19 protein-coding genes are annotated in these 23,967 nt (G+C 72.9%); 8 read left to right on the top strand and 11 right to left on the bottom strand.

Features of this window, described 5'->3' with window-relative positions:
- The first annotated feature begins 81 nt into the window (after positions 1-81).
- The 8 genes from M1105_RS03405 (at position 82) to M1105_RS03370 (ending at position 11,341) form a co-directional block, all read left to right on the top strand.
- Entirely contained in the window at positions 82-1,077 is a 996-nt protein-coding gene (locus tag M1105_RS03405) for an AAA family ATPase (protein WP_249578933.1), read from the top strand.
- Positions 1,077-1,988, top strand: coding sequence for a DUF58 domain-containing protein (locus M1105_RS03400; protein ID WP_249578932.1), 912 nt, complete (start codon positions 1,077-1,079; stop codon positions 1,986-1,988). The genes M1105_RS03405 and M1105_RS03400 overlap by 1 nt, the downstream gene beginning before the upstream one ends.
- Complete coding sequence (locus M1105_RS03395; protein WP_249578931.1) at positions 1,985-4,861, top strand: DUF4159 domain-containing protein; 2,877 nt, start codon at positions 1,985-1,987, stop codon at positions 4,859-4,861. Before M1105_RS03400 ends, M1105_RS03395 begins: the two co-directional genes overlap by 4 nt.
- 9 nt (positions 4,862-4,870) lie before the next feature.
- Positions 4,871-6,958: a hypothetical protein gene (locus M1105_RS03390; protein WP_249578930.1), complete on the top strand. Its 2,088-nt coding sequence runs from the start codon at positions 4,871-4,873 to the stop codon at positions 6,956-6,958.
- A 133-nt stretch (positions 6,959-7,091) separates the two neighbouring features.
- On the top strand, positions 7,092-7,994 hold the full coding sequence (truB, locus tag M1105_RS03385) for a tRNA pseudouridine(55) synthase TruB (RefSeq protein ID WP_249578929.1): 903 nt from the start codon (positions 7,092-7,094) through the stop codon (positions 7,992-7,994).
- A gap of 22 nt (positions 7,995-8,016) precedes the next feature.
- Positions 8,017-8,286, top strand: a complete 270-nt coding sequence (gene rpsO, locus M1105_RS03380; protein WP_249578928.1) for a 30S ribosomal protein S15 — start codon at positions 8,017-8,019, stop codon at positions 8,284-8,286.
- 281 nt (positions 8,287-8,567) lie between these two features.
- Positions 8,568-10,712, top strand: a complete 2,145-nt coding sequence (gene pnp / locus M1105_RS03375; RefSeq protein ID WP_249578927.1) for a polyribonucleotide nucleotidyltransferase — start codon at positions 8,568-8,570, stop codon at positions 10,710-10,712.
- 197 nt (positions 10,713-10,909) lie between these two features.
- Positions 10,910-11,341, top strand: coding sequence for a YybH family protein (locus tag M1105_RS03370; protein ID WP_249578926.1), 432 nt, complete (start codon positions 10,910-10,912; stop codon positions 11,339-11,341).
- A 34-nt stretch (positions 11,342-11,375) separates the two neighbouring features.
- Here M1105_RS03370 and M1105_RS20580 read toward each other — a convergent pair whose 3' ends face one another.
- The 11 genes from M1105_RS20580 to M1105_RS03305 form a co-directional block, all read right to left on the bottom strand.
- On the bottom strand, positions 11,376-12,182 hold the full coding sequence (locus M1105_RS20580) for an META domain-containing protein (RefSeq protein WP_264759455.1): 807 nt from the start codon (positions 12,180-12,182) through the stop codon (positions 11,376-11,378).
- Positions 12,183-12,251: 69 nt separating this feature from the next.
- Positions 12,252-14,744 carry a GcvT family protein gene (locus tag M1105_RS03355; protein ID WP_249578925.1) on the bottom strand — a complete coding sequence of 831 codons (2,493 nt, stop codon included), beginning with the start codon at positions 14,742-14,744 and terminating at the stop codon, positions 12,252-12,254.
- Positions 14,745-14,910: 166 nt separating this feature from the next.
- Positions 14,911-15,318 carry a hypothetical protein gene (locus M1105_RS03350; protein WP_249578924.1) on the bottom strand — a complete coding sequence of 136 codons (408 nt, stop codon included), beginning with the start codon at positions 15,316-15,318 and terminating at the stop codon, positions 14,911-14,913.
- A gap of 312 nt (positions 15,319-15,630) precedes the next feature.
- Positions 15,631-16,518 (bottom strand): cation diffusion facilitator family transporter, encoded by an 888-nt coding sequence (locus M1105_RS03345; RefSeq protein ID WP_249578923.1) that lies wholly within the window; start codon positions 16,516-16,518, stop codon positions 15,631-15,633.
- A 14-nt stretch (positions 16,519-16,532) separates the two neighbouring features.
- A complete protein-coding gene (locus M1105_RS03340) occupies positions 16,533-17,807 on the bottom strand; it encodes a lytic murein transglycosylase (RefSeq protein ID WP_249578922.1) in 1,275 nt (424 codons plus the stop codon).
- Positions 17,808-17,844: 37 nt separating this feature from the next.
- Positions 17,845-18,699, bottom strand: a complete 855-nt coding sequence (locus tag M1105_RS20770) for a C40 family peptidase (RefSeq protein WP_319936759.1) — start codon at positions 18,697-18,699, stop codon at positions 17,845-17,847.
- Complete coding sequence (locus M1105_RS03325) at positions 18,696-20,117, bottom strand: leucyl aminopeptidase family protein (RefSeq protein ID WP_249578921.1); 1,422 nt, start codon at positions 20,115-20,117, stop codon at positions 18,696-18,698. The genes M1105_RS20770 and M1105_RS03325 overlap by 4 nt, the downstream gene beginning before the upstream one ends.
- 229 nt (positions 20,118-20,346) lie before the next feature.
- A complete protein-coding gene (locus tag M1105_RS03320; RefSeq protein ID WP_249578920.1) occupies positions 20,347-20,748 on the bottom strand; it encodes an Hpt domain-containing protein in 402 nt (133 codons plus the stop codon).
- A 172-nt stretch (positions 20,749-20,920) separates the two neighbouring features.
- The gene (gene moaB, locus M1105_RS03315; RefSeq protein WP_249578919.1) at positions 20,921-21,463 is read right to left on the bottom strand and encodes a molybdenum cofactor biosynthesis protein B; all 543 of its coding nucleotides are present in this window, start codon (positions 21,461-21,463) and stop codon (positions 20,921-20,923) included.
- A gap of 27 nt (positions 21,464-21,490) precedes the next feature.
- Positions 21,491-22,360, bottom strand: a complete 870-nt coding sequence (locus M1105_RS03310) for a uracil-DNA glycosylase (protein ID WP_249578918.1) — start codon at positions 22,358-22,360, stop codon at positions 21,491-21,493.
- Positions 22,361-22,485: 125 nt separating this feature from the next.
- Positions 22,486-23,901, bottom strand: a complete 1,416-nt coding sequence (locus M1105_RS03305; protein ID WP_249578917.1) for an amidase — start codon at positions 23,899-23,901, stop codon at positions 22,486-22,488.
- Positions 23,902-23,967 lie beyond the last annotated feature (66 nt).

The raw sequence follows: 23,967 nt of genomic DNA, 5'->3' as shown, positions 1-23,967 counted from the left end.
CCCTGTTGCCTTTCACCCCCGCCGCATACCTTATGGTAGAGAAAGCCGACCACAACCCAAAGCCACCGGGAGACCGTGCGGATGACCGACCCCGTGCTCGAGATCGAGGAAGCCGGCAGGACGCTGGCGCGTGCGCGCGCCGAGATCGGCAAGCGCATCGTCGGGCAGGCGGATGTGGTCGAGCTTGCGCTCACCGCGATCCTGTCGGGCGGGCACGCGCTGCTGGTCGGCGTGCCGGGCCTCGCCAAGACGCGGCTCGTCTCGACCTTCGGCACCGTGCTGGGGCTCGACGCGAACCGCATCCAGTTCACGCCGGACCTGATGCCGGCCGACATTCTCGGCTCGGAGGTGCTGGAGGAGGGCAAGGACGGCTCGCGCCTCTTCAAGTTCATCGAGGGACCGATCTTCACGCAGCTCCTGCTCGCGGACGAGATCAACCGCGCGAGCCCCCGCACCCAGTCGGCGCTGTTGCAGGCGATGCAGGAGGGCGAGGTGACGGTCGCGGGCCAGCACCGCAAGCTCGCGCGGCCCTTCCATGTGCTCGCCACCCAGAATCCGATCGAGCAGGAGGGCACGTATCCGCTGCCCGAAGCGCAACTCGACCGATTCCTTTTGCAGATCGACGTGGACTACCCCAGCCGCGACGAGGAGCGAGAGATCCTGCTCGCGACCACGGGCGTCGAGGACGCGCAGGCCGCGCAGGTGCTCGATGCCGCGGGGCTCATCGCGCTGCAGCGGCTGGTGCGCGCCATGCCGGTCGGCGAGCGGGTGGTCGAGGCGATCCTGACGCTGGTGCGCGCCGCCCGTCCCGAGGGGGTCGAGGCCGCGGTGGCCGCGAACTCGCGGCTGGCCTGGGGACCCGGGCCGCGCGCGGCGCAGGCGCTGATGCTGGCGGTGCGCGCGCGCGCGCTGATCCAGGGGCGGCTTGCGCCTTCGCTCTCGGACGTCGAGGCCCTTGCGGTGCCCGCGCTGACCCATCGCATGGCGCTGACCTTTGCCGCCCGCGCCGAGGGCGCGACCATCCGCGGCGTGATCGGCGAGATCATGGCCGGGCTAAGGCTCGAGGAGGCGGCCTGATGGCCGAGCCCGCCTCGCGCGCCAGCCGCGACCGGGCGGGTTGGCTGCGCCGGGACGCCGAGCGCATCTCGGGCAGCTTGCCGGCGCTGCTGGTCGAGGCCGAGCGGCTGGTGGCGTCGGTCGCGACCGGCGTGCATGGCCGGCGGCAGGCGGGGCCGGGCGAGACCTTCTGGCAATATCGCGCGGCCCAGCCGGGCGACGCGCTCACCCAGATCGACTGGCGCCGCTCGGCGCGCTCGGACCGGCTTTATATCCGCGAGATGGAGTGGGAGGCGGCCGAGACCGTTCTGCTCTGGGCGGATCGGGCCCGCTCGATGCAGTTCCGCTCGGAGACGGTCCCCCGCACCAAGGCCGAGCGCGCGGCGCTGCTCGCGCTCGCGGTCGCCGTGCTGCTGTCGCGCGGCGGCGAGCGGTTCGGCCTGATCGGCACCGAGGCCGAGCAGCCGCGCACCGGCGAGCGGCAGTTGCAGCGCATGGCCGCGATCCTGACCGCGCCGCCCGCCGCGGACGCGCCCGACTACGGCGCGCCGGCCGCGTTTCCGCTGCCGCGCTCAGGGCGGGTGATCTTCCTCTCGGACTTCATGGGCCCCCGCGAGCAGGTCCTGCCGGCGTTGCAGCGCGCCGCGGGGCATGGGATCGGCGGCGTCTATGTCCAGATCCTCGACCCCGTGGAGGAGGAGTTTCCCTTCATCGGCCGCACCCGGTTCGAGAGCGTGGGTCGCGGCGTGCGGCACGAGACCGACCAGGCCGCGGCCTTGCGCGAGCGCTACCGCCACCGCCTGGCCGAGCGGCGCGACGAGCTGGCCGCGGCTGCCCGCGCCGCGGGCTGGCAGCTTCTGCTCCATCGCACCGACGAGAGCCCGCGCAAGGCGTTGCTGCGCCTCCATGCCTTCCTCGGGGGGGCGCGATGATCGGCCTTGGCGCGATCGGCTTCCTCAGCCCCTGGGTGCTGGCGGGGCTCGCGGCGATCCCGGTGCTGTGGTGGCTCCTGCGCGCGATCCCGCCCAGTCCCAAGGTCGAGATCTTCCCCGGCGTCCGGCTGCTGCTGGGGCTCGAGGACCCCGAGCGGCAGGCGGCCAAGACACCGTGGTGGCTGCTTCTGCTGCGCGCGGTGATGGTCGCGGCGGTGATCGTCGGCTTCGCACAGCCCGTGCTCAACCCTTCGGCGCGGCTGGGGCAGGCGGGCGAGGGCGCGGTGCTGATCCTGATCGATCAGGGCTGGGCCAGCGCGCCCGACTGGAGCGACCGCATCGCGCTGGCGGGCGCCACGCTCGACGAGGCGGCGCAGTCCGGCCGGCAGGTCCGCCTGTGGCTCGCGGCCGAGGCGCCGGGCGAGGTGCCGCCACCCGTCGCGCCAGCCGCGGCGCGGCGCGTGCTCGATGGCGCGCGGCCGCAGCCGGTGGCGACGGCGCATGCGGCCGTGCTCGAAGCCCTTGCCGCGGCCGATCCCGCGGGGGTCGCGCAGATCCTCTGGCTCCATGATGGCCTCGCCTATGACGACGCGACGGCCGAGCTCGCCCGCGCGCTCGCCGCGCGGGCGCCGCTGCGCCTGATCGGACCGGCCGAGCCCGCCCGCGCGCTCACGCCCCCCGCGCTGGCCGACGGGCGGATGGTGGTCGAGGTGTTGCGCGCCGACCGCGAGCCGGGGCAGGCCGCGGTCGTGGCGATGGCCGCGGCACCCGACGGGCCAGAGCGGCGCATCGCCATCGGCGAGGCGGCGTTCGACGCGGGCGAGGGTAGTGCGCGCGCCGCGTTCGACCTGCCGCCCGAACTGATCGGGCAGGTCACCCGCGTGGTGCTGGCCGAGCGGGCCTCGGCCGGGGGCGCGGCGCTGGCCGACGCCGCGATCCGCCGCGTGCCGGTCGTGGTGATCGATCCGGCGACCGAGGGCGAGGTGGCGACGCTGACTTCGGCCCGCCGCTATCTGGCCGAGGGGCTGGTGCCCTGGGCCGACGTGGCCGAGGCGCCGCTGGCCGAGGCGCTGGCGCGCGACCCGGCGGCGATCTTTCTGGCCGACCAGGGCGCCTTCGCGCCCGCCGAGCGCGAGGCGCTGACCGCGTGGGTCGAGGCGGGCGGCCTGCTGGTTCGCTTTGCCGGGCCGCGGCTTGCGGCGGCGATCGGCGAGCCGGTGGCCGGCGGCGTCCCGGGCGAGGACCCGCTGCTGCCGGTGGCGCTGAGGCGCGGCGGACGCGTGCTGGGCGGCGCGCTGGCCTGGGGCGCGCCGCGCACCTTGGGGCCGTTCGACGCGCAGGGCCCGTTCCGCCGCCTCGCGATCCCTTCCGAGGTCGATGTCCGCACGCAGGTGCTGGCCGAGCCCGGCCCCGACCTCGCGGGCCGCGTCTGGGCCACGCTCGACGACGGCACGCCGCTGGTGACCTCAGCCAGCCGCGGCGAGGGCCGGGTGGTGCTGTTCCACGTGTCGGCCGATCCCGACTGGTCCTCGCTGCCGCTCTCGGGCCTGTTCGTCGAGATGCTGGGTCGTCTGGTGGCGCTGGCGCCGGGGCAGGCCGCCGCGGTCCCCTCGACGGACGAATTGCAGGGCACGCAGTGGCGGCTCGAGCGGGTGATCGGCCCCGAGGGCGAGCCGCTCGCCGCCCCCGACGGCATCGACCCGGTGCCGGGCGAGGCGCTGGCCGCGGGCCGCGCCGGCGCGGGCCTGCCGCCCGGTCTCTACGCGCGCGCCGACGCGGCGCCGCGCGCGGCCGGGGCTGCCGAGACGCTGGCGCTCAACCTGCACCGCGCGGGCGACAGCCTGGCCCCGATGCCGCCGGCGCCCGGCGGCGCGGTGGCCGAAACGCTGGGCGGAGCGGAGACGCGCCATCTCGCGCCCGCCTTCCTGATGCTCGCGATCGCGCTCGCGGCGCTCGACACGCTGGCCACGCTGTGGCTCTCGGGCCGGCTACCGGGCTTCGGGGCATCGGCCCGGCGCGGCGTGTCCGCGGCGGCGCTGGCGGCCGCGGCGTGGCTGGCAGCGGCGGGCCTGCCCGAGGGTGGCGCGCGCGCGCAGGTGACCGGCGACCCACCAGGTGGCGGCAGCGCCACCGATGTCTCGACGGCGGCCGAGACGACGCTCGGCTATGTCGTCACCGGAGTCCCCCAGGTCGACCGCCTGTCGCGGCAGGCGATGATCGGCCTTGGCGATCAGTTGCTGCGCCGCACCGCGGTCGAGCCCGGGCCGCCGCGCGGCCTCGATCCCGAGACCGACGAGCTGAGCCTGATCCCGGTCATCTACTGGCCGCTGACCGAGGCGGCGGCACCGACTGAACTCGCGCTCGAGCGGCTCGCCCATTACATTGCCCATGGCGGCATGCTGCTGATCGACACGCAGAACGGCGCGGCCGGCTTCGGCGCGACGCCTGCCGCCGAGATGCGCCAGATCGCCCGGGCGCTGAACCTGCCGCCGCTGGCGCAGGTCGATGGCGACCATGTGCTGAGCCGCACCTTCTACCTGCTCAACGACTTTCCCGGCCGCTGGCGCGGCGGGCGCGTCTGGGCCGAGGCGCCGAGGCCGGGTGCCGGTGCCGCGGGCGAAGAGAACGACCTGCCGCAGTTCGACCGGGTCGACGACGATGTCTCGCCGGTGGTCGTGGGATCGGCCGACTGGGCGGCGGCCTGGGCAGTGGACGAGACCGGGCGCCCGGTCGTGCCGGTGGGGCGTGCGGGCGACCGGCAGCGCGAGATGGCCTACCGCTTCGGCATCAACCTGGTGATGTATGCGCTGACAGGGAACTACAAGTCCGATCAGGTGCATGCCCCGGCGGTGCTGGAACGGCTGGGCCAGTAGGAGGGCGCGGTGCAGACGACGATCGCCTTCGACCCGCTGCTGCCCTGGCCGCTGATCGCGCTGGCGGCGGGGCTTGCCGTCTTTTCGGTCGGCGCGGCGATGTGGCGCGGGCTTGCCGGGTGGTGGCTGCGGGCGCTCGCCCTCGGCGTGCTGATCGCGGCGCTGACCGGCCCGCAGCTCAAGCGCGAGGAGCGCGAGGGGCTGGGCAATGTCGGCTTCCTGGTCGTCGATCGCAGCGAGAGCACGACGCTCGAGGATCGTGGCGACCAGATCGCGGCCGCGGTGGCCCGGCTCACCTCGGATGCCGAGGCGCTTGCCGAGCGCGGTGGCGGCCTCGACCTGCGGGTGGTCGAGGTGGGCCCCGACGGCACCGGCCGGAACCGCGGCACGCGGCTTCTCTCGGCGCTCGACGAGGCGGCGGCGCGCGTTTCGGCCGACCGCATCGCGGGCGCGGTGCTGGTGACCGACGGCCAGGTCCATGACGAGGGCCGGCTCGACGCCTTCCCCGCGCCGGTCCATGCGCTGATCGCGGGCGGGCGCGACGGCTTCGACCTCAGGCTCGAACTGACCAACGGCCCGGCCTTCGGCATCGTCGGCGAGAGCGTGACCTTCCGGCTTCGCGCGGTCGCGCTGGGCGAGAGGCCCGCGGGCCTCGGCTCGGCGGTCACCGCCCAGGTCTCGGTCGATGGCGGGCCGGCGCGGCCGCTCAGGATGATGCTGGGCGAGGAAACCGAGGTCGAGATCGCCATCGAGCATGGCGGCCCCACCGTGGTGGACATCCAGCTGCCGGTGCTGACCGAGGAGCTGACCGACCGCAACAACCGCCTCATCGCGACCGTCAGCGGCGTGCGCGACCGGCTGAGGGTGCTTCTGGTCTCGGGCGAGCCGCATCCCGGCGGGCGCACATGGCGCGACCTGCTGAAGTCCGACCCCACGGTGGACCTGATCCACTTCACCATCCTGCGCCCGCCCGCCAAGCAGGACGGCACGCCGGTGTCCGAGCTGTCGCTGATCGCCTTCCCGACGCGGGAGCTGTTCCTCGAGAAGATCTCGAACTTCGACCTGATCGTGTTCGACCGCTACCGCTGGCGCGGCGTGCTGGCCAGCGCCTACCTGGCCAACATCGCGCGCTACGTCCGCGAGGGCGGCGCGGTGATGGTCTCGTCCGGCGCGGCCTTCTCGGGACCGCAGAGCCTCGCGCGCACGCCGCTGGGGGAGGTGCTGCCCGCCGACCCCACGATGGAGGTGTTCGAGCGTCCCTTCCTGCCGCGGGTCAGCGCGCTGGGCCAGCGCCACCCGGTCACCGCGGGGCTGGAAGCCGCGGCCGGGCTGGCCGAGGATGGCGACCCGCGCTGGGGGCGCTGGCTGCGCCATGTCGATGTCGCGCAGAGCCGGGGCGACGCCGTTATGGAAGGCGTCGAGGGCCGGCCGCTGCTGATCCTCGACCGCGTGGGCGAGGGGCGCGTGGCGCTGCTCGCCTCGGATCATGCCTGGCTGTGGAGCCGCGGCTACGAGGGCGGCGGGCCGCAGGCCGACCTGCTGCGGCGCACCGCGCACTGGCTGATGCGCGAGCCGGAGCTGGAGGAGGAGGCGCTGTTCGCGCGCACCGAGGGCACGCGCATCCTGATCGAGCGCCGCACGCTGGCCGAGACGCCGCCCGAGACGGTACAGGCGGTGACGCCCTCGGGCGCGCCCGCCGAGATCACGCTGCGCCCGGCGGGGCCGGGCCGCTGGCGCGCCGCCGTCGAGGACGCCGAGGAGGGCCTCTGGCGCTTCACCGACGGCACACGGCGCGCCGTCGCGGCCGTGGGGCCGCCGAGCCCGAAGGAATACGAGATGCCGCTGGCGACCGACGCCCTGCTCGAGCCGCTGGCCGAGGCCACGGGCGGCAGCGTCCGCTGGCTCGCGGACGGCGTGCCGGAGCTGCGCCTCGTCGCCGAGGGGCGCCGCGCGCAGGGCCGGTCCTGGGTCGGCATGACCGACCGCGACGCCTACCGGGTGAGCGGCGTGCGGCTGAGCCCGCTCTTGCCGGTGTGGCTCGCGGCCCTGATGACGGGCCTCCTGTTCCTCGGGGCGTGGCGGCGCGAAGGCCGCTGAGGGCCGCGCGTCAGGCGTCGCGCCGGTTGCGCCCGAGCGGCGCTGCTGCCGCGGTGCCGGTCGAGGGGTTTCCCCGGACCGCGCGCCGCGCTAGGAGGGCCGCCCGGGAACGATCAAAGGACGGCAGGCAGGCATGGCACGGCGGCGCAAGGGCAATCCGGTCCATGGCTGGCTGGTGATCGACAAGCCGCTGGGCATCACCTCGGCGGCGGTCGTCAACAAGGCGCGCTGGGCGCTCAAGGCGCAGAAGGCGGGCCATTCGGGCACGCTCGACCCGCTGGCGACCGGCGTGCTTGCCGTGGCCTTCGGCGAGGCCACTAAGACGGTCGCGCTGGCGCAGGAGGGGGCCAAGACCTACCGGTTCACGGTGCGGCTGGGGCAGGCGACCGCCACGGACGACGCCGAGGGGGCGGTGATCGCCGAGAGCGACGCGCGCCCCACCGACGACGAGATCCGGGCGGCGCTGCGCGGCTTCGAGGGCGATATCGAGCAGATCCCGCCGCGCTTCTCGGCCGTCAAGGTCGCGGGAGAGCGGGCCTATGACCTGGCGCGCGAGGGCGGTACGTTCGACCTGAAGTCCCGCCCGCTGCGCGTCCATCGCATCGAGCTTGTGGCCCGGCCCGACCCCGACCACGCCGAGATCGAGATGACCTGCGGCAAGGGCGGCTATGTCCGCTCCATCGCCCGCGACCTGGGCGAGCGGCTGGGCTGCCACGGCCATGTGACGGCGCTCAGGCGGCTCGCGAGCGGCCCGTTCCGGCTCGCAGATGCGATTCCCTTTGAAATGCTCGACGAAATCGGGCATGAGGGCGCCACCGTGGATCTGCTAGAGGTGGCGACCGGGCTGGACGACATCCCGGCCTTGGCCGTGCCCGAGGCGATCGCGGCGCTGCTCCGCAAGGGGCAGGCCGTTCCGGTTCCGGGCTCATCGCTCGCCGACGGGGACATCGCATGGGCGGAATGCCAAGGGCAGCCCGTCGCCATCGGTGTTTTCCGGGCGGGCGTTCTGCATCCGGACCGGGTGTTCAACCTCTGATAGACCCGAAGGGAGTCACCCGATGTCGATCACGCCCGGGCGCAAGGAAGCGCTCATCAAGGAATACGCGGCGAAGGAAGGCGACACCGGCTCGCCCGAGGTGCAGGTCGCGATCCTCACGGAACGCATCTCGAACCTCACCGAGCACTTCAAGACCCACGCCAAGGACAAGCATTCGCGGCGTGGCCTCCTGAAGCTCGTAAGCCAGCGGCGCAAGCTCCTCGACTACGTGAAGGGCAAGGACGAGGCACGCTACCGCGACCTCATCGGGCGTCTCGGCATCCGCCGCTGACGCGCCCCGCGACGATCCGGCGCGGCCCGCCACGGGCCGCGCCGCACCATTTCAGGGCAGGGCCGCGCGCTGCGGCCGGGGCCTGGACGGCAAGACGGGCGGGTCCGCCGCCCGGGGACGCAGAGGGCCGCGTGCCCGTCCCGAAACGCGGGCATTCACGTCCGACGACGCCCCCGTCACGCCCCGGCGGGCAGCGTCAGGATGAAGCGAAAGGGGCCGCGCCGCTTGGGCGCGACAGACGGGCCGGGCCATCCGGGTGCCGGCCGGGAACAGGAAAACGCATGTTCGATATCGTTCGCAAGGAAATGCAGTGGGGCGGCGAGACGCTCGTCCTCGAGACGGGCAAGATGGCCCGCCAGGCCGACGGCGCGGTGGTCGCGACGCTCGGCGAGACCACGGTGCTGGCCACCGTCGTCTACGAGAAGAAGCCGAAGGTCGGCCTCGACTTCTTCCCCCTCACCGTCCACTACCAGGAGCGCTACTACGCCGCCGGCAAGATCCCTGGTGGCTTCTTCAAGCGCGAGGCCAAGCCCACCGAGAAGGAGGTGCTGACCTCGCGCCTCATCGACCGGCCGATCCGGCCGCTGTTCGTGCCCGGCTTCAAGAACGAGACGCAGGTCATCGTCACGGTCCTGAGCCACGACCTCGAGAACGACCCCGACGTCCTCGGCATGATCGCGGCCTCGGCCGCGCTGACGCTGTCGGGCGTGCCCTTCCGTGGCCCGATCGGGGCTGCGCGCGTGGGCTTCGCCGATGGCAAGTACGTCCTCAACCCCAGGGTCGAGGACATGCAGAAGCTGTGCGAGAACCCCGATCAGCGCCTCAACCTGGTCGTTGCCGGCACCAAGGACGCGGTGATGATGGTCGAGTCGGAGGCCTACGAGCTCTCCGAGGACGAGATGCTGGGCGCCGTGCAGTTCGGCCACGAGCAGATGCAGCCGGTGATCGACCTGATCGTCGACCTCGCCGAGGCTGCCGCGAAGGAGCCCTTCGACTTCCAGCCCGAGGACAACTCGGCGCTCTACGCCAGGGTCAAGGCGCTGGGCGAGGCGGGCGTTCGCGCGGCCTACGCCGTCAAGGACAAGCAGGACCGCCATGCCGCCATCGGCGCCGCCAAGGAGGTGGTGCTGGCCGGCCTGAGCGAGGAGGAACTGGCCGACGAGAACGCGGTCGGCAGCGCCTTCAAGAAGCTCGAGGCCTCGGTGCTGCGGGGCGATCTGGTCGAGAAGGGCGTGCGCATCGACGGCCGCGACCTCTACACCGTGCGCCCGATCCGCTGCGAGGTCGGCATCCTGCCGCGCACCCACGGCTCGGCGCTGTTCACCCGCGGCGAGACGCAGGGGCTGGTGGTCACCACCCTCGGCACCGGCGACGACGAGCAGATCATCGACAGCCTGGAAGGCGACTGGCGCGAGCGCTTCCTGCTGCACTACAACTTCCCGCCCTACTCGGTCGGCGAGGCGGGGCGCATGGGTCCTCCGGGACGGCGCGAGGTCGGGCACGGCAAGCTTGCGTGGCGTGCGCTGCAGGCGGTTCTGCCGGCGCCCACGGACTTCCCCTACACCATCCGCATCGTGTCGGAGATCACGGAATCGAACGGTTCGTCCTCGATGGCCACGGTCTGCGGCTCGTCGCTTTCGATGATGGACGCGGGCGTGCCGCTGAAGGCTCCGGTCGCGGGCGTTGCCATGGGGCTGGTGCTGGAGGATGATGGCCGCTTCGCGGTGCTGACCGACATCCTGGGCGACGAGGATCACCTCGGCGACATGGACTTCAAGGTCGCGGGCACGTCGCAGGGCGTCACCTCGCTGCAGATGGACATCAAGGTCGCGGGTATCACCCCCGCGATCATGAAGCAGGCACTGGCGCAGGCCAAGGACGCGCGGATGCACATCCTGGGCGAGATGGCCAAGGCGCTGACCGAGGGACGGCAGGAGTTCTCGGTCCACGCCCCGCGCATCGAGACCATGCAGATCAACCCCGAGAAGATCCGCGAAGTGATCGGCTCGGGCGGCAAGGTCATCCGCGGCATCGTCGAGGAGTCGGGCGCCAAGGTCGACATCAACGACGACGGCGTGATCAAGATCGCCTCGCCCGATGCCGCCTGCATCGAGAAGGCACGCGACCTGATCAACTCGATCGTGGCCGAGCCCGAGGTCGGCAGGATCTACACCGGCAAGGTGGTCAAGATCATGGATTTCGGCGCCTTCGTGAACTACTTCGGCAAGCGCGACGGCCTCGTTCATGTCAGCCAGATGAGCAACGAGCGCGGCGTGAACCCCAAGGACATCGTCAAGGAAGGCCAGTCCGTGAAGGTCAAGCTGATGGGCTTCGACGACCGCGGCAAGACCCGCCTGTCGATGAAGGTCGTCGACCAGGAGACAGGCAAGGAGATCGTCCGCGAGGACGCGCAGAGCGAGGGCTGAGCGCCCCGCGCCCAGCCTGCGACCGACATGGAGATGCCCCGGCCTCGGCCGGGGCATTCTTCGTTTCACGCGGAGCGCTGTCGGCTGCAGGCCCGCACTGGCGGGCTTTGCTGCGCCACGCGGAGTGGGGGTTTATAGTTGTGAAGATTTCTGCCATTATCGCGCTAAGGTTGTAATTCCGCCTCGGGAGACGGCAGATGGCGTTTCAACCCGCGCTGAAGGCGCTGATCGCGCAATATCTCGACGCTTATGCGGCGCGCGACGCGCGCGCGGCGAGCGCCGTCTTTGCCGAGCGGGCACGGATCATCACCCCCTTCGGCCCGCCGATCGTCGGGCGCGACGCCATCGCGGCGGCGCATTACGATTGGTTCGACGACGGCGAGACGAACAAGCGGCTCGACGTGGTCGAGGCCGGGGCGCGCGGCGAGATGGGCTATGCGGTGCTGCGCTGGTCGGCCGATCTGCGCGAGCCGGACGGGCGGATCGTCCGCGACACGGGGCTGAGTCTCAATGTGCTCATGCACAGCTATGGCGGCTGGATGATCGCGCAGACCGCGCTGGTGCCCGACGCCTCGACCCTGGCCGGGGTGCCGCCGCTGGAACTTGCCGAGGCGGGGACGCCGGTCTGAGTCGCCCGCGCGCCTGGTGCCGCGCCGCCTGGACTCAGCGGCCTTCCTCGAGGCGCAGCATCACCCCGCCAGCGGCGTCGAGGAGCAACAGTTCGCCCGCGTTGATGCGCCAGCCGCGAACGTCTTCCAGCGCTTTCAGCAGCTGGCGCTCGACGCGCATCACCGGGGTCTGGCAGCCGCGCTTGGTCAGCGCGAAGGCGCCGAAGTCGAGCACCTCGGGCGAGGCCTCGTAGGTCGCGCGAAAGTCGTTGCAGCCCGACGAGCCGCGCGCCGTGCCGCCCTCGTCCAGCCGCAGCGTCGCCCGGACAGGGCCGCGCAGCGGCTCGTCGAGGATCGAGACGACCGCCCAGTCGCGCCCGACCGGGCTTGCCCCCGCCTGGCCCGCGGCGATCGAGATGCGCTCGAGCAGGATCTCGGGATCCGCCGTGCCGCCGCTGGTCAGGACCGGTGTCGCGCGCAGGCTCTCCATCAGGGCGAGCTTGCCCACCGTCATCCGCGCGGTCAGCCGGTAGCTGCCCTGCGGCGCGATCAGCGCGTCGTCGTAGAGCAGGCGGAAGACCAGCGGCCCTTCCTCGCCCGGCCGCATCACGATCGAGGCGAGCTCGACCGCACCATCCGGTTGCCCGGCGTCGATCAGCCGGACCGTGACCAGCGTGCCTCGCGGCAGGCGCGTGCCGCTGTCCCAGTTCACCGTGCCGGTGATCTCGGTCACCCCCGCCGGTGCCGTCCCCGCCATCGCCGCCGCCATCGCGGCGCCCGCCACGAGCCGTCGCAGGCCGCGCCCGCGCCGCCGCGGGCGGGCCACGTCGTCCCGATGCAAGCCGCCGCTCTCCGGATCCATTGCGCTCATCCCCGTCCCATGCCCGGCCAGACTAACCCGGCCGGGCACGCGGGGCGAGGGGGCGCTGCGTCAGCCGTCCCTGCGGATCGTGGCGTTGGTGGGGTCGTAGGGGCTTTCCTCGACCACCTCGGCGTCCCAAAGCTCGTTCAGCATCCGCACCTTGAGCTTCTGGCCCACGGTGGCGAAGCCGGGCTCGACATAGCCGATGCCGATCTGCTTGCCGAAATGGACGGAATAGCCGCCCGAGGTGAGCCGCCCGACCTTGCGCCCGTCGGCCAGCAGCGCCTCCTTCCCCCAGGGGTCGGTGTCGGCGGGGCCGTCGATCAGCACGGTGACGCAGGCCGCGCGGATGCCGGTATTCTCCATCGCCGCCTTGCCGCGGAAGTCCTTGTCCATGTCGACGAAGCGGTGGAGTCCCGATTCTAGCGGCGTGGCGTCGCGCCCGAGGTCCGAGCCGAAGGCGCGGTAGGACTTCTCGTGCCGCAGCCAGTTCATCGCGCGCGCGCCGCAGAGCTTCAGCCCATGCGGCTCGCCCGCCTCCATCAGCCGGTCGAACAGGTAGTTCTGCATCTCGATCGGGTGATGCAGCTCCCAGCCGAGCTCGCCGACATAGGCGACCCGGATCGCCATCGTCGGGCACATGCCGAGGTCGATGGTCTTGGCCGACAGCCACGGGAAGCGCTTGTTCGAGAGCGCGGTCGCGGGGTCGGCATCGACCACCAGGGGGCGCAGCACCTCGCGCGCCCTCGGCCCCGCGATGGCGAAGACGCCCCACTGGGTCGAGACGTCCTGGACCTCGATCCAGCCGAATTCGCCGCGCTTCCTCGCTGCTTCCTTGACCAGGTAGTCGTGGTCGTAGGCCTGCGCCGCGCCGGCGGTGACGCAGTAGTACTCGTCCTCGGCCAGCCGCACGATGGTCAGCTCGGTCCGCACGGTCCCGGCATCGGTCAGCGCGTAGGTGAGGTTGATGCGCCCGACCTTGGGCAGCCGGTTGCAGGTGAGCCAGTCGAGGAAGGCGGTCGCGCCCGGCCCCCTGATCATGTGCTTGGTGAAGGCGGTCGCGTCGAACAGGCCCACCCCCTCGCGCACGGCGCGCGCCTCGGCTTCGGCGAACTTCCACCAGCCGCCACGGCGGAAGCTGCGCGAGGCGTGGTCGTCGAAATCGGGGCCGTCGGCGAAGTAGATTGGCCGCTCCCAGCCGTTCACCTGCCCGAAGCGGGCATTGCGCGCTACCATCCGGTCGTAGCACGGCGCGGTGCGCAGCGGGCGAGCGGCCTCGCGCTCCTCGTCGGGGTGGTGCAGGATGAAGACGTGGGCGTAGCACTCCTCGTTCTTCTTCTGCGCATACTCGCGGTTGACCCACTTGCCGTAGCGGCGCGGGTCGAGCGCCCACATGTCGATCTCGGCCTCGCCCTCGGTCATCAGTTGCGCGAGGTAGTGGCCGGTGCCGCCCGCCGCGGTGATGCCGAACGAGAAACCTTCCGCGAACCAGAAATTGTCCACCCCCGGCGCTGGGCCGACCAGCGGGTTGCCGTCTGGCGTGTAGCAGATGGGACCGTTGAAGTCGTCCTTCAGCCCCACGCTCTCGGAGGACGGGATGCGGTGGAGCATCGACATGTATTCCGCCTCGATCCGCTCGAGGTCGAGCGGGAACAGATCGGCGCGGAAGCTGTCGGGCACGCCGAACTTGAAGCAGGCGGGGGCGCCGTGCTCGTAGGGGCCGAGGATCCAGCCGCCGCGCTCTTCGCGGACATACCACTTGGCGTCGGCGTCGCGCAGCACCGGGTGTTCGCCATGGGTCTTGCGCCACTCGACCAGTGCGGGGTCGGGCTCGGTCACGATGTACTGGTGCTCGACCGGCATGGCGGGGATGTAACAGCCAATCATCGCCGCCGTGCGCTGGGCATGGTTGCCGGTGGCGGTGACGACATGCTCGCAGCGGATCTCGAAGGGCTCGTCGGTCGGCACCAGGTTGCCGCCCTTCTCGCCCATGATGCGGCCGCGGACGACCCATTCGCCCCCCTCGCGGTGGAAGCTGTCGACCTGCGCCTTGCGCACGATCTCGACGCCGCGCTGGCGGGCGCCCTTGGCCATCGCCTGCGTCACGTCCGCGGGGTTTATGTAGCCGTCGGTCGGGTGGTAGATCGCGCCCTTGAGATCATCGGTGCGCACCAGCGGCCAGCGGTCGGCGATCTGGGCGGGGGTGAGCCACTCGAACGGGATGCCCACGGTCTCGGCGGTGGACGCATAGAGCATGTATTCGTCCATGCGCGCCTGCGTCTGCGCCATGCGCAGGTTGCCGACGACGCTGAACCCCGCGTTCAGCCCGGTCTCGGCCTCGAGCGTCTTGTAGAACTTCACCGAATAGTCGTGGATATGCGTGGTCGCGAAGCTCATGTTGAACAGCGGCAGCAGGCCCGCGGCATGCCAGGTCGAGCCCGAAGTCAGCTCGTCGCGCTCCAGCAGCACGGTGTCGGTCCAGCCGGCCTTGGCCAGGTGATAGGCGATCGAACAGCCGACGGCCCCGCCGCCGACCACCACTGCACGCGCATGCGTTCTCATCGCCTGTCCCTCCCGGCCGACGCGAATTCAGGCGCGACCATGGCGGATCGGCGCGGCGCGGGCTTGGGGGGATGCGACGCGGCGCGATGGGTTTCCGACCTCCGCCGCGTCGTGCCGGCTGTGCCCGCGCGCCTTGCCGGGAGCGCGGGCAGGTCTTGTGCCGGCGTCAGGGGAGCGAGTGGTAGATCACCACCTCGATGCGATCCGAGGGGCCGAGCTCGACCAGATGCCTGCCGACGCCCACCCAGCGCGCGCCGGGCGTGATCTGGGGCAGCTTGCCGGCGATCTGCTCGGGCACCGGGCGGACCGGCGCGTTCGCAGGCAGGGTGTTGCCGGGATAGATCTGGTCGTCGATCTCGGGTGCGAGCCCGGTGCCGGTGTTCACGACCGCGGTCCGGCCGAAGGCCGCCTCGACGATCGAGACGATCTCGCGCTCCTGCGCGGCCCGCTCGGCCGCCGCATCGACGGTGAGGCGCTGCTCGAGCGTGTTCTGCGCTGCCGCCGCGCCGGGGCCGGCGAGGAGTCCGGCGGCGAGGGCCGCGGTGGCAATTGAGCGGAAAAGCAGGTGTTTCATCGAACTCTCCCTTTCGGTCCGGTGCGCATGGCCCGCCCGGCATGTGCCGTGCGCCGCGCGCGTCGCGCGCGCCCGGGCGTCCCTGGCCGGCGCGCGCTGGAACAAGCTAGTGATAGAACGCGCGAAGTGCGAGGGGGGTTGCAGCGCCGCGCCTCGGACCATTCGCGCCGATCCGGACGCACGCGGCTCAAGCAGGGCTGCGTCCCGGGCTCGACCCGGGGCCTCGTATCGTCGGCGATCCCATCGCTGCCCCGGCTAGGGGCCGGGGCCGCGGGGTCTTCGCCGATGGATTTCAGTCGGTGCAAGCCGGTATCAGACCGGGTCCTTGTGGACGATCACCTCGGCGCGCGGGAACTCGGCCAGCAGGTGGTGGCGCAGCGTGGCCCCGATCGCGTGCGCCTCGTGCAGGCTGCGGGTGCCGTCGATTTCGACATGGATCTGGATGTAAACCCGCGAGCCCGAGCGCCGCGTCTTGAGGTCGTGAAACCCCGCGAGCCCCGGCGTCGCGCGGGCGATGGCGGCGATGCGCTCGATCTGCCGAGGGTCGAGCTCGCGGTCGAGCAGGCCGGCGAAGGCCTCGGCGGCGATGCCCCACGCCCCGCGCATCAGCACGCAGGCCGCGAAGATCGACAGCACCGGGTCGAGCCAGGCGATCCCGAGCCAGCCCGAGGCGCCCAGCGCCAAGATGGCCGCGCCGGCGGGCAGGGCGTCCGAGAGGTAATGCAGCGCATCCGCGGCAATGACGCGCGAGCCGGTGCGCCGCGCGACATAGCGCTGGAACAGCACCAGCGCCGCCGTGATGCCAAGCGAGACGACCATGACCGCGATGCCCGCGCTTTCCGAGGCAAGCGCCACCGGCTCGATCAGCCTGGCCATGGCGTTCCAGCCGATCGCGAGCGCCGAGCCCGCGACGATAAGCGCCTGTCCCAGGGCGGCCACGTCCTCGATGGCGTCATGGCCGAACTGGTGCTCGGCGTCGGGCGGGCGGGCGGCATAGATGATCGCCGCGAAGTTCGCAGCCGAGGTCAGCAGGTCCAGCGCCGAATCGACGACGCTGGTCGCCACCGACAGCGAGCCCGTGGCCAGCCACGCCCAGCCCTTGATCGCGACCAGCACGAGCGCGGTCAGGATCGCCGTCGCCCCCGCGATCCGGTTCAGCCGGTGCGAAGCCGCATCCCCCTGCGGCAGCGTGCTTGCCATGCCCGGCCGCCTCGTCAGCTGCCGCCCGCGCGCACGCGCGCAAGCAGGGCGGAGGAGAGATAGCCGTCCGGTGTCAGACCCTCGCGCAGCTGGAAGGCCCGGATCGCCGCGCGGGTGTTGGGGCCGACGATCCCGTCGACGCCCTGGGTGTCGAGGCCCATCGCGGTCAGGCGCTCCTGAAGCTCCACCGTCTCGCTCCGTGACAGCGGCCGCTCGCCGCGCGGCCAGGCGGTCATGTAGGGACCGGCGCCGCCGATGCGCTCGGCCAGGTGGCTCACCGCGAGCGCGTAAGAGGTGGCGTTGTTGTAGCGCCGGATGACGCCGAAATTCGGGTAGACCGCGAAGGCCGGCCCGGCCGCGCCCGCGGGCAGCAGGATCGACACGCCCTCGCCCGGCGGCAGGGCGGCGGCGCTGGCGGTGGTCACGCCCATCGCCGACCACTCGGCGGCGGGGCGGCGGGTCGATTCGTCCGCCGCCATGAAGTCGAAGCCGGCGGGCAGGCGCGCCTCGACCGCGACCGGCGCCCCGCGCGTCCAGCCGAAGGCCGCGAGGTAGTTTGCGGTCGAGGCCAGCGCGTCCGCGGCGTCGGGCGCCCAGACGTCGCGCCGCCCGTCGCCGGTGAAATCGACGGCGTAGTCGAGGAAGCTCGTCGGGATGAACTGCGTATGCCCCATCGCGCCCGCCCAGGACCCCACCATCCTCCCCGGCGCGACATCGCCCGATTGCAGGATCCGCAGCGCGGCGAGAAGCTGTGCCTCGGCGAAATCGCGCCGCCGGCCGTCATGCGCCAGCGTGGCCAGGCTCTCGATCACCGGGATCGAGCCGTAACTCGCGCCATAGGCGCTCTCCAGCCCCCAGATCGCCAGCACCACCTCGCGGTCGACACCGTGGCGCGCCTCGATGGCGTCGAGCAGCGCCGCCTTCTCGACGGCCATCCGGCGCCCCGTTGCGATCCGCGAGTCCGACACCGCGCTGTCCAGATACTCCCAGATCGGGCGGGCGAATTCCGGCTGGAAGCGGTCGAGTTCGATCACGCGCGCGTTGGGCTCGACGCCGGCAAAGGCCGCGTCGAACACCCCCGCCCGGATCCCTTCCGCCAGCGCCCGGCCGCGGAACGCCGCGCGCCATTCGGCGAAGCTCACCTGCGGGGCGGGGGCGATCTCAGGCGCCACGGGCTTGGCCCGCGGTGTCGGCGCGGCCGAGGTGTTGGCCTGCGCCGCGCAACCCGCCGAGACTGCGCCCGCAACAAGGATCGCCACGACCCTGAGGCCGCGCCGGATGCGTGTCATGCCGTCTGCTCCCTGCCATCGGGATTTTCGCAGAACTCTAGCCGCCGCCGCCGCCCGCGTCGAGCCGCGCATGCCGTGTCACCGGCCCGCCCCCCGCCGTCTCGATCCGGCCCACTGCCTCGGCAAGCGGCTCGATCGCCACCGCCATGTGGTGGGCGTTCGCGTGCAAGAGGCGCGTGCCATCCAGCATGACCCCGACATGGCCGCGCCAGAAGAACAGGTCGCCCCGGCGGGGTGCCGCACCGGGCGGCAGCGTCGCGCCCAGCGCCGTCGCCTGAACGCCGGAATCGCGCGGGCATGCATGGCCCGCCGCCTGTCGCGCGACCTGCACGAGCCCCGAGCAGTCGATCCCGAAGCTGCTGCGCCCGCCCCAGAGGTAGGGCACGCCCACGAGCCGCTCGGCCTCGGCCACCCAGTCGGGCGCGGGCCGCGCCAGCGACTCGAGATGCTCGGCCATGACATGCCCGCCGCGCGCCAGCCGCGCCATCGGCGCGCGCGTGCCCGCCGCCCCGCACGTGCCCACGACCGCGAGCCGCGCGCCATAGGACAGCACCGCCTGCGGCCGCGTCTTGATGTCGGGCTCGGCATAAAGATGCGTCATCAGATGCGCGACGCGGTGGGTGGGTTCGGGGCCGAGGGGCGCGAGCGCTTCGGCCGGGACATGCCCCGCATAGCCGTCGAGCGCGGCGTGGCCCCGGCACCAGCCGCCGCTGTGCTCGATCACGTCGAAGCGCTCGCCGAGCAGGAGTTCGGTGTCGAGCCCGCGCCGCCCGCCGCCCGGCTCGCGCATCACCGGCGCCGTGGGCGCGATCACCCGCATCGGCCCCAGCGCCGGATGCTGCGCCGCCGGCGCGCCGCTCAGTTCCAGCCGGGTTCCAGCCGCGTCGCTCATGGCCTGCCGTACCTGCGCTCCAGCACCGCGAGGAGCGCGCGCGCGGCCTGCGCCTCGGCCCCCTTAGGCCGGCCGGGTTTCGGCTTGGGCGTCCAGGCGTAGATGTCGAAATGCGCCCAGGCCGTCTGGTCGACGAAGCGCCGCAGGAACAGCGCCGCGGTGATAGACCCCGCCATGCCGCCCGAAGGCGCGTTGTCGAGATCGGCGATCCCCGGCTCGATGTCCGCCTCGTAGCCCGGCCACAGCGGCATCCGCCACAGCGGGTCCGACACCCGCGCCGCGGCCTGCGCGAGATCGGCGGCCAGCCCATCGTCGTCGGTGTAGAAGGGCACGACCTCGGGCCCCAGCGCCACGCGCGCGGCCCCGGTCAGGGTCGCCATGTCGACGATCAGCCCCGGCGCCTCCTCCGAGGCCAGTGTCAGCGCGTCGGCCAGCACCAGCCGCCCCTCGGCGTCGGTGTTGTTGATCTCGACCGTCAATCCCTTGCGCGAGCGCAGGATGTCGCCCGGCCGGAAGCTCGCGCCCGAGACCGCGTTCTCGACCGCCGGGATCAGCACCCTGAGCCGCAGCCTCAGCCCCAGCGACATCACCATGTGGGCGAGCCCCAGCACGGTCGCCGCCCCCCCCATGTCCTTCTTCATCAGCGCCATCGAGGACGACGGCTTGAGATCGAGCCCGCCGGTGTCGAAGCACACGCCCTTGCCGACCAGCGTCACCAGCGGCCCGTCGGCCGCGCCCCAGGTCATGTCGATCAGCCGCGGGGCCTCTGCGCTCGCCCGGCCCACCGCGTGGATCAGCGGGAAATTCGCGTCCAGCAGCGCGTCCCCCGTTGTCACGTCGACACGCGCGCCGTGCCGCTCGGCCAGCTTGCGGGCAGCCGCCTCCAGCGCGGCGGGCCCCATCTCGTTCGCCGGGGTGTTGATCAGGTCGCGGGCGAGGAAGACGCCCTCGGCGATCTTGCCAAGCCGCGCGCCGTCCACCCCCTCGGGCACCGCCAGATGCGCCTCGCCGCGTTCCGGCGCCGAGCGGTAGCGCTCGAAGCGGTAACGCGCGAGCAGCCAGCCCAGTGCTGCCTCCTCGGCCTCGGCCGGGTCGAGCCGCGTGGCGAGCCGGTAGACACCCGCCGGCGCCGTCTCGGCGAAACGGCCGAGCGCAAAGCGCGTGCGCCGCCGCTCGACGGCCGTGCCCCAGCCGAACAGCACGCGCGCGATGGCGCCATCCGCGCCGGGAAGCGCCAGCGTCGTGCCCAGCGCGGCGCGGAAGCCGTTGGCGCGGGCCCAGGCCGCATCGGCCGCGGGCAGGGTGGCCAGGTGCTCGTCCAGCCGGTCCGCGTCCACGAGGTCGATCGGCACGGGCGCGCGCGCCGCCGCCTCCGCCGCGTCTGCGCCGGCCGCGCCGTCTCCTGCCCGTTCGCTCATGCCGCTCTCTCCTCGCGCCTCGTTCCGCGCCCGTCCCGACGCGCCGCCGCGAGCCTATGTGCAGGAGGCGCCACCCGGCAAGCGGCGTGAGGCGCGAGGACACGGCGCTGGCGGCTTTCCGGCGAACGGGGCGTGAGAACGCCGCAAGGCGATGCGAGCCGGTCGCGCGCCGGCGTCGGGCAAGGAAATGCGGCTGCGGAGGCCGTGCGGCACGGGCCGCGGCGGCGGCTCAGGCGCTCGCGACGCCGCCGTTGCAGCGCTTCTCGAGCGCGTCGATCGAGGGGATGCCCAGCGCGATCACGGAGCTGGCGAGCAGGGCCAGCCGGCCTGCCGCCGGGTCATCGTCGTCCTCGCGCAGGGCGCGGCAAAGCTCGACCGCGGCGGCCGAGAGGGCTCCCAGACCCATGTGTCCCGCGACGGCCACGATGTCGTGGGCAAGCGCCGCGACCGCAGGCCTGTCACCTTCCCGCGCGACATGCTCGAGTCGCCCGAGCCGGTCCGCGAGCTCGATCGCGCCGTCCGACAGCAGTTCCGCCAGCACCTCGCCGCCGATCGCGAGCTCCAGCCGGTCGAGATAGCCCGCGTCCACCAGCGCCCGCTGCGGCGCCGCCTCTGGCCCAGGACGTGCCATGCGAAACCCCGCTCCTCCCGCGAGGTCGCCCGTCTAAAGCGCATTGGGCGATCTCGCGTCCCTTTTCACCACCTGAGGCTGAGAGTGACGCCGATTCGCGGCTGAATTGTGCCGAGAAAGCGGCCGAGGGGACGCGTTGCGCCACATTCCCGCCGCGCGGCCCGCGGCGCCGTCACTTGCGGCGGCGGTGCTCCTCGAGCCGGGGCATGATCTCGACGAAGTTGCAGGGCATGTGGCGGTAATCGAGCTGCAGCTTCAGGATCTCGTCCCAGCCATCCTTGCAGGCGCCGGGCGAGCCGGGCAGGGCAAACAGGTAGGTGCCGTGCGCGACGCCGCCGCAGGCCCGGCTCTGCACCGCCGAGGTGCCGATCTTTGCCATCGAGACATGGGTGAACACCACCCCGAAGGCGTCGATCTCCTTCTCGTAGACGGCGCGGTGGGCCTCGACCGTCACGTCGCGCCCGGTCAGCCCGGTGCCGCCGGTCGAGATCACGACGTCCACGCCGGGATCCGCGATCCAGGCGTTGAGCTGGGCCTCGATCTTCTCGCGGTCGTCCGTGACGATGGCGCGGGCGGCGAGGCGGTGGCCCGCCGCCTGGAGGCGCTCGACCAGCACGTTGCCCGAGCGGTCGTCCGCCGCAGTGCGGCTGTCCGAGACGGTCAGGACGGCGATGTTGACCGGGATGAAGGGGCGGCTCTCGTCGATGCGGCTCATGGGATCCTCGCGGGGTCTCGCCCGCCCTTACTCGGGCGCGACCGGGGCGCCGTCAAGTGCCGCGCGCAGCGCCAGTAGGTCCCGCCACGACTCGCGCTTCTTCTCGGGGCTGCGCAGCAGGTAGGCGGGATGGAAGCTCGGCAGGATCGGGCATCCGGTGGCCGCGTGGCGCTGCCAGCGCCCCCGCATCCGGGTAATGCCCGTCGCGGTGGCGGTGAGCGCCTGCACCGGCGTGTTGCCCAGCGCGAGGATGAAGTCGGGCGCCGCCAGCTCGATGTGCCGCACGAGGAAGGGCAGGAACAGCGCGGCCTCGGCCGAGGACGGCGTTCGGTTGCCGGGCGGGCGCCAGGGCAGCACGTTGGTGATGTAGGCGGCCTCGCCGGGGTCGGGCGCCTCACGCGAGAGACCGATCGCTGCAAGCATCCGGTCGAGCAACTGCCCCGCGCGGCCGACGAAGGGCCGGCCCAGCCGGTCCTCCTCGGCGCCCGGGGCCTCGCCGATCACCATGACCCGCGCGCCCGGCCGCCCGTCCGCGAAGACGAGGTTCTTCGCGCCCAGCCGCAGATCGGACCCCTCGAAGCGCCGCATGGCCTCGGCCAGCTCCTCGAGCGTCCCGGCCGCGGCGGCGATGGCGGCGGCGGCGCCCTCGGGCGCGTCGCGCGGGGACGCGGGCCGCGCGTCTGGCGTCGCGGCGGCGGCACCCGCGTGCCCGCGCGGCACTGCCGGCGTGCCGCGAGTTGCAGGCGCCACGGGCGGCACCGGCGCTCGCGACTCCGCCGGGGCGGGGGCCGCGAAGCGGTCTTGGGGTGCATCGAGAATGGCCTCGTCCGCGCCCAGCTCGATCTGCCAGGCGAGGGCGGCCAGCAGGCTCTCCTCTAGGGACTCGCGCGCGGTCATGGCGCGACCCTAAGCCCCCGCGCGGCGCCGGTCGAGGTCTTCCCGCCACAGGCACCGCCACCCGTCATGCCGCGCGGGCGCGCGGGTTCCGCCGTCGCGACGCCCGACGCGCGGCCCTGGTTGCGTCACGCCCTGGCCCGCGGGTCGATCGGGCCGGTCTCGACCCCCAGTTCCCGCTCGAGCGAGGCCGCGAGTGACAGGAGCCGGGCCTCGGACCGCAGCGGCCCGACAACCTGCAGCCCCACCGGCAGGCCGGACGCGGTGAAGCCGCAGGGCAGCGACAACGCCGGGGCCGAGGTCAGGGTGATCGCGTAGGCGATGGCGAGCCAGTCGATATAGGTCTCGAACCGCACGCCCGCGCAGTCCATCACCGTGCGCTCGCCGACCGGGAAGGGGGCGACGCAGGTCGCTGGGCACAGCAGCAGGTCGAACTCGCGCAGGAACGCGACCAGCCGCGAGGTGATCTGGGTGCGCAGGATGTTCGCCCGCGCGACATCGGCGCCCGTGAGCGCGTGTCCCTTCTCGATGTTCCAGATCACGTCGGGTTTCAGCAGGTCGCGCTTTTCCGCGTAGTGCGCCGCGTGCCCGGTGGCGAAGGCCACCGCCCGCAGCGTCTGGAACGCCTCGTGCGCGCCGGTGAAGTCGGGCGAGGCCTCGACCACCTCGGCCCCCAGCGCCTCGTATCGCCGCGCGGCCGCCTCGCAGATGGCGGCAACCTCGGGATCGACCGGCGTGAGCCCGCCCAGGTCCGGGGTGAAGGCCACCCGGCGCGGCACCGTGGGCGTCTCGGCCGCGCGGCGGAAGCTCACCTCGGGCGCGGGCTGCGCGAGCGGCTCGCGCGGGTCGGCGCCCGCCATGGCGTCGAGCAGCAGGCCAAGGTCGCCCAGGTTGCGTGCCATCGGCCCCTCGACCGAGAGCGAGCCGAACATGTCCGCGGCCGGCCCCTTTGGCACCCGGCCCGGCGAGGGGCGCAGCCCCGCGACGCCGCAGAAGCTCGCGGGGTTCCTCAGCGAGCCGCCCATGTCCGAGCCCTGCGCGACCCAGGCCGTGCCCGAGGCGAGCGCCGCCGCCGCGCCCCCCGACGACCCGGCGGCCGAGCGCGACAGGTTCCAAGGGTTGCAGGTCCGCCCGAACACCTCGTTGAAGGTCGAGCCGCCCGCGCCGAACTCGGGCGTGTTCGACTTCGCATAAACGACCCCGTCCGCCGCCTCGATCCGCTCGACGATGTGGTCCGACTGCGCGGGCACATGGTCGGCATAGATCGGGGAGCCCTGCGTCGAGCGCACGCCCGCCACGTTCGCAAGATCCTTGATCGGCACGGGCAGGCCTCCGAGCACGCCGCGTTCGGCCACCGGGCGGCGGGCAATCGCGGTGGCCCGCTCGCGCGCCCGCTCGAAGCATAGCGTCGGCAAGGCGTTGACCGCGCCGTCCACCTCGGCCACGCGGGCCTCGAGCACGTCGATGAGCTCGCCATGGCTCACCTCGCCCGCGTTCAGCCGGGCCAGCACCTCGCGCGCCGTGGCCTTGATCAGTTCGTGCAAGTCGCAGTCCTCCCCGCCGCGCTGCCGCCGGCGTCGGGCTGCCGGCAGGTTCCCGGCGACCAGCGG

It is taken from the genome of Thermohalobaculum sediminis, assembly GCF_023487995.1.
Classification (GTDB): domain Bacteria; phylum Pseudomonadota; class Alphaproteobacteria; order Rhodobacterales; family Rhodobacteraceae; genus Thermohalobaculum; species Thermohalobaculum sediminis.
The sequence above is the reverse complement of the archived record's forward strand: the minus strand, read 5'-3'. Positions and strand labels throughout refer to the sequence as shown.

What these genes read in the sequence shown, in the direction of transcription:
- M1105_RS03405 (WP_249578933.1), top strand. Translation starts at nt 82, where the DNA reads ATGACCGACCCCGTGCTCGAGATCGAGGAAGCCGGCAGGACGCTGGCG.
- M1105_RS03400 (WP_249578932.1), top strand. Translation starts at nt 1,077, where the DNA reads ATGGCCGAGCCCGCCTCGCGCGCCAGCCGCGACCGGGCGGGTTGGCTG.
- M1105_RS03395 (WP_249578931.1), top strand. Translation starts at nt 1,985, where the DNA reads ATGATCGGCCTTGGCGCGATCGGCTTCCTCAGCCCCTGGGTGCTGGCG.
- truB (WP_249578929.1), top strand. Translation starts at nt 7,092, where the DNA reads ATGGCACGGCGGCGCAAGGGCAATCCGGTCCATGGCTGGCTGGTGATC.
- rpsO (WP_249578928.1), top strand. Translation starts at nt 8,017, where the DNA reads ATGTCGATCACGCCCGGGCGCAAGGAAGCGCTCATCAAGGAATACGCG.
- pnp (WP_249578927.1), top strand. Translation starts at nt 8,568, where the DNA reads ATGTTCGATATCGTTCGCAAGGAAATGCAGTGGGGCGGCGAGACGCTC.
- M1105_RS03370 (WP_249578926.1), top strand. Translation starts at nt 10,910, where the DNA reads ATGGCGTTTCAACCCGCGCTGAAGGCGCTGATCGCGCAATATCTCGAC.
- M1105_RS20580 (WP_264759455.1), bottom strand. Translation starts at nt 12,182, where the DNA reads ATGGATCCGGAGAGCGGCGGCTTGCATCGGGACGACGTGGCCCGCCCG.
- M1105_RS03355 (WP_249578925.1), bottom strand. Translation starts at nt 14,744, where the DNA reads ATGAGAACGCATGCGCGTGCAGTGGTGGTCGGCGGCGGGGCCGTCGGC.
- M1105_RS03350 (WP_249578924.1), bottom strand. Translation starts at nt 15,318, where the DNA reads ATGAAACACCTGCTTTTCCGCTCAATTGCCACCGCGGCCCTCGCCGCC.
- M1105_RS03345 (WP_249578923.1), bottom strand. Translation starts at nt 16,518, where the DNA reads ATGGCAAGCACGCTGCCGCAGGGGGATGCGGCTTCGCACCGGCTGAAC.
- M1105_RS03340 (WP_249578922.1), bottom strand. Translation starts at nt 17,807, where the DNA reads ATGACACGCATCCGGCGCGGCCTCAGGGTCGTGGCGATCCTTGTTGCG.
- M1105_RS20770 (WP_319936759.1), bottom strand. Translation starts at nt 18,699, where the DNA reads ATGAGCGACGCGGCTGGAACCCGGCTGGAACTGAGCGGCGCGCCGGCG.
- M1105_RS03325 (WP_249578921.1), bottom strand. Translation starts at nt 20,117, where the DNA reads ATGAGCGAACGGGCAGGAGACGGCGCGGCCGGCGCAGACGCGGCGGAG.
- M1105_RS03320 (WP_249578920.1), bottom strand. Translation starts at nt 20,748, where the DNA reads ATGGCACGTCCTGGGCCAGAGGCGGCGCCGCAGCGGGCGCTGGTGGAC.
- moaB (WP_249578919.1), bottom strand. Translation starts at nt 21,463, where the DNA reads ATGAGCCGCATCGACGAGAGCCGCCCCTTCATCCCGGTCAACATCGCC.
- M1105_RS03310 (WP_249578918.1), bottom strand. Translation starts at nt 22,360, where the DNA reads ATGACCGCGCGCGAGTCCCTAGAGGAGAGCCTGCTGGCCGCCCTCGCC.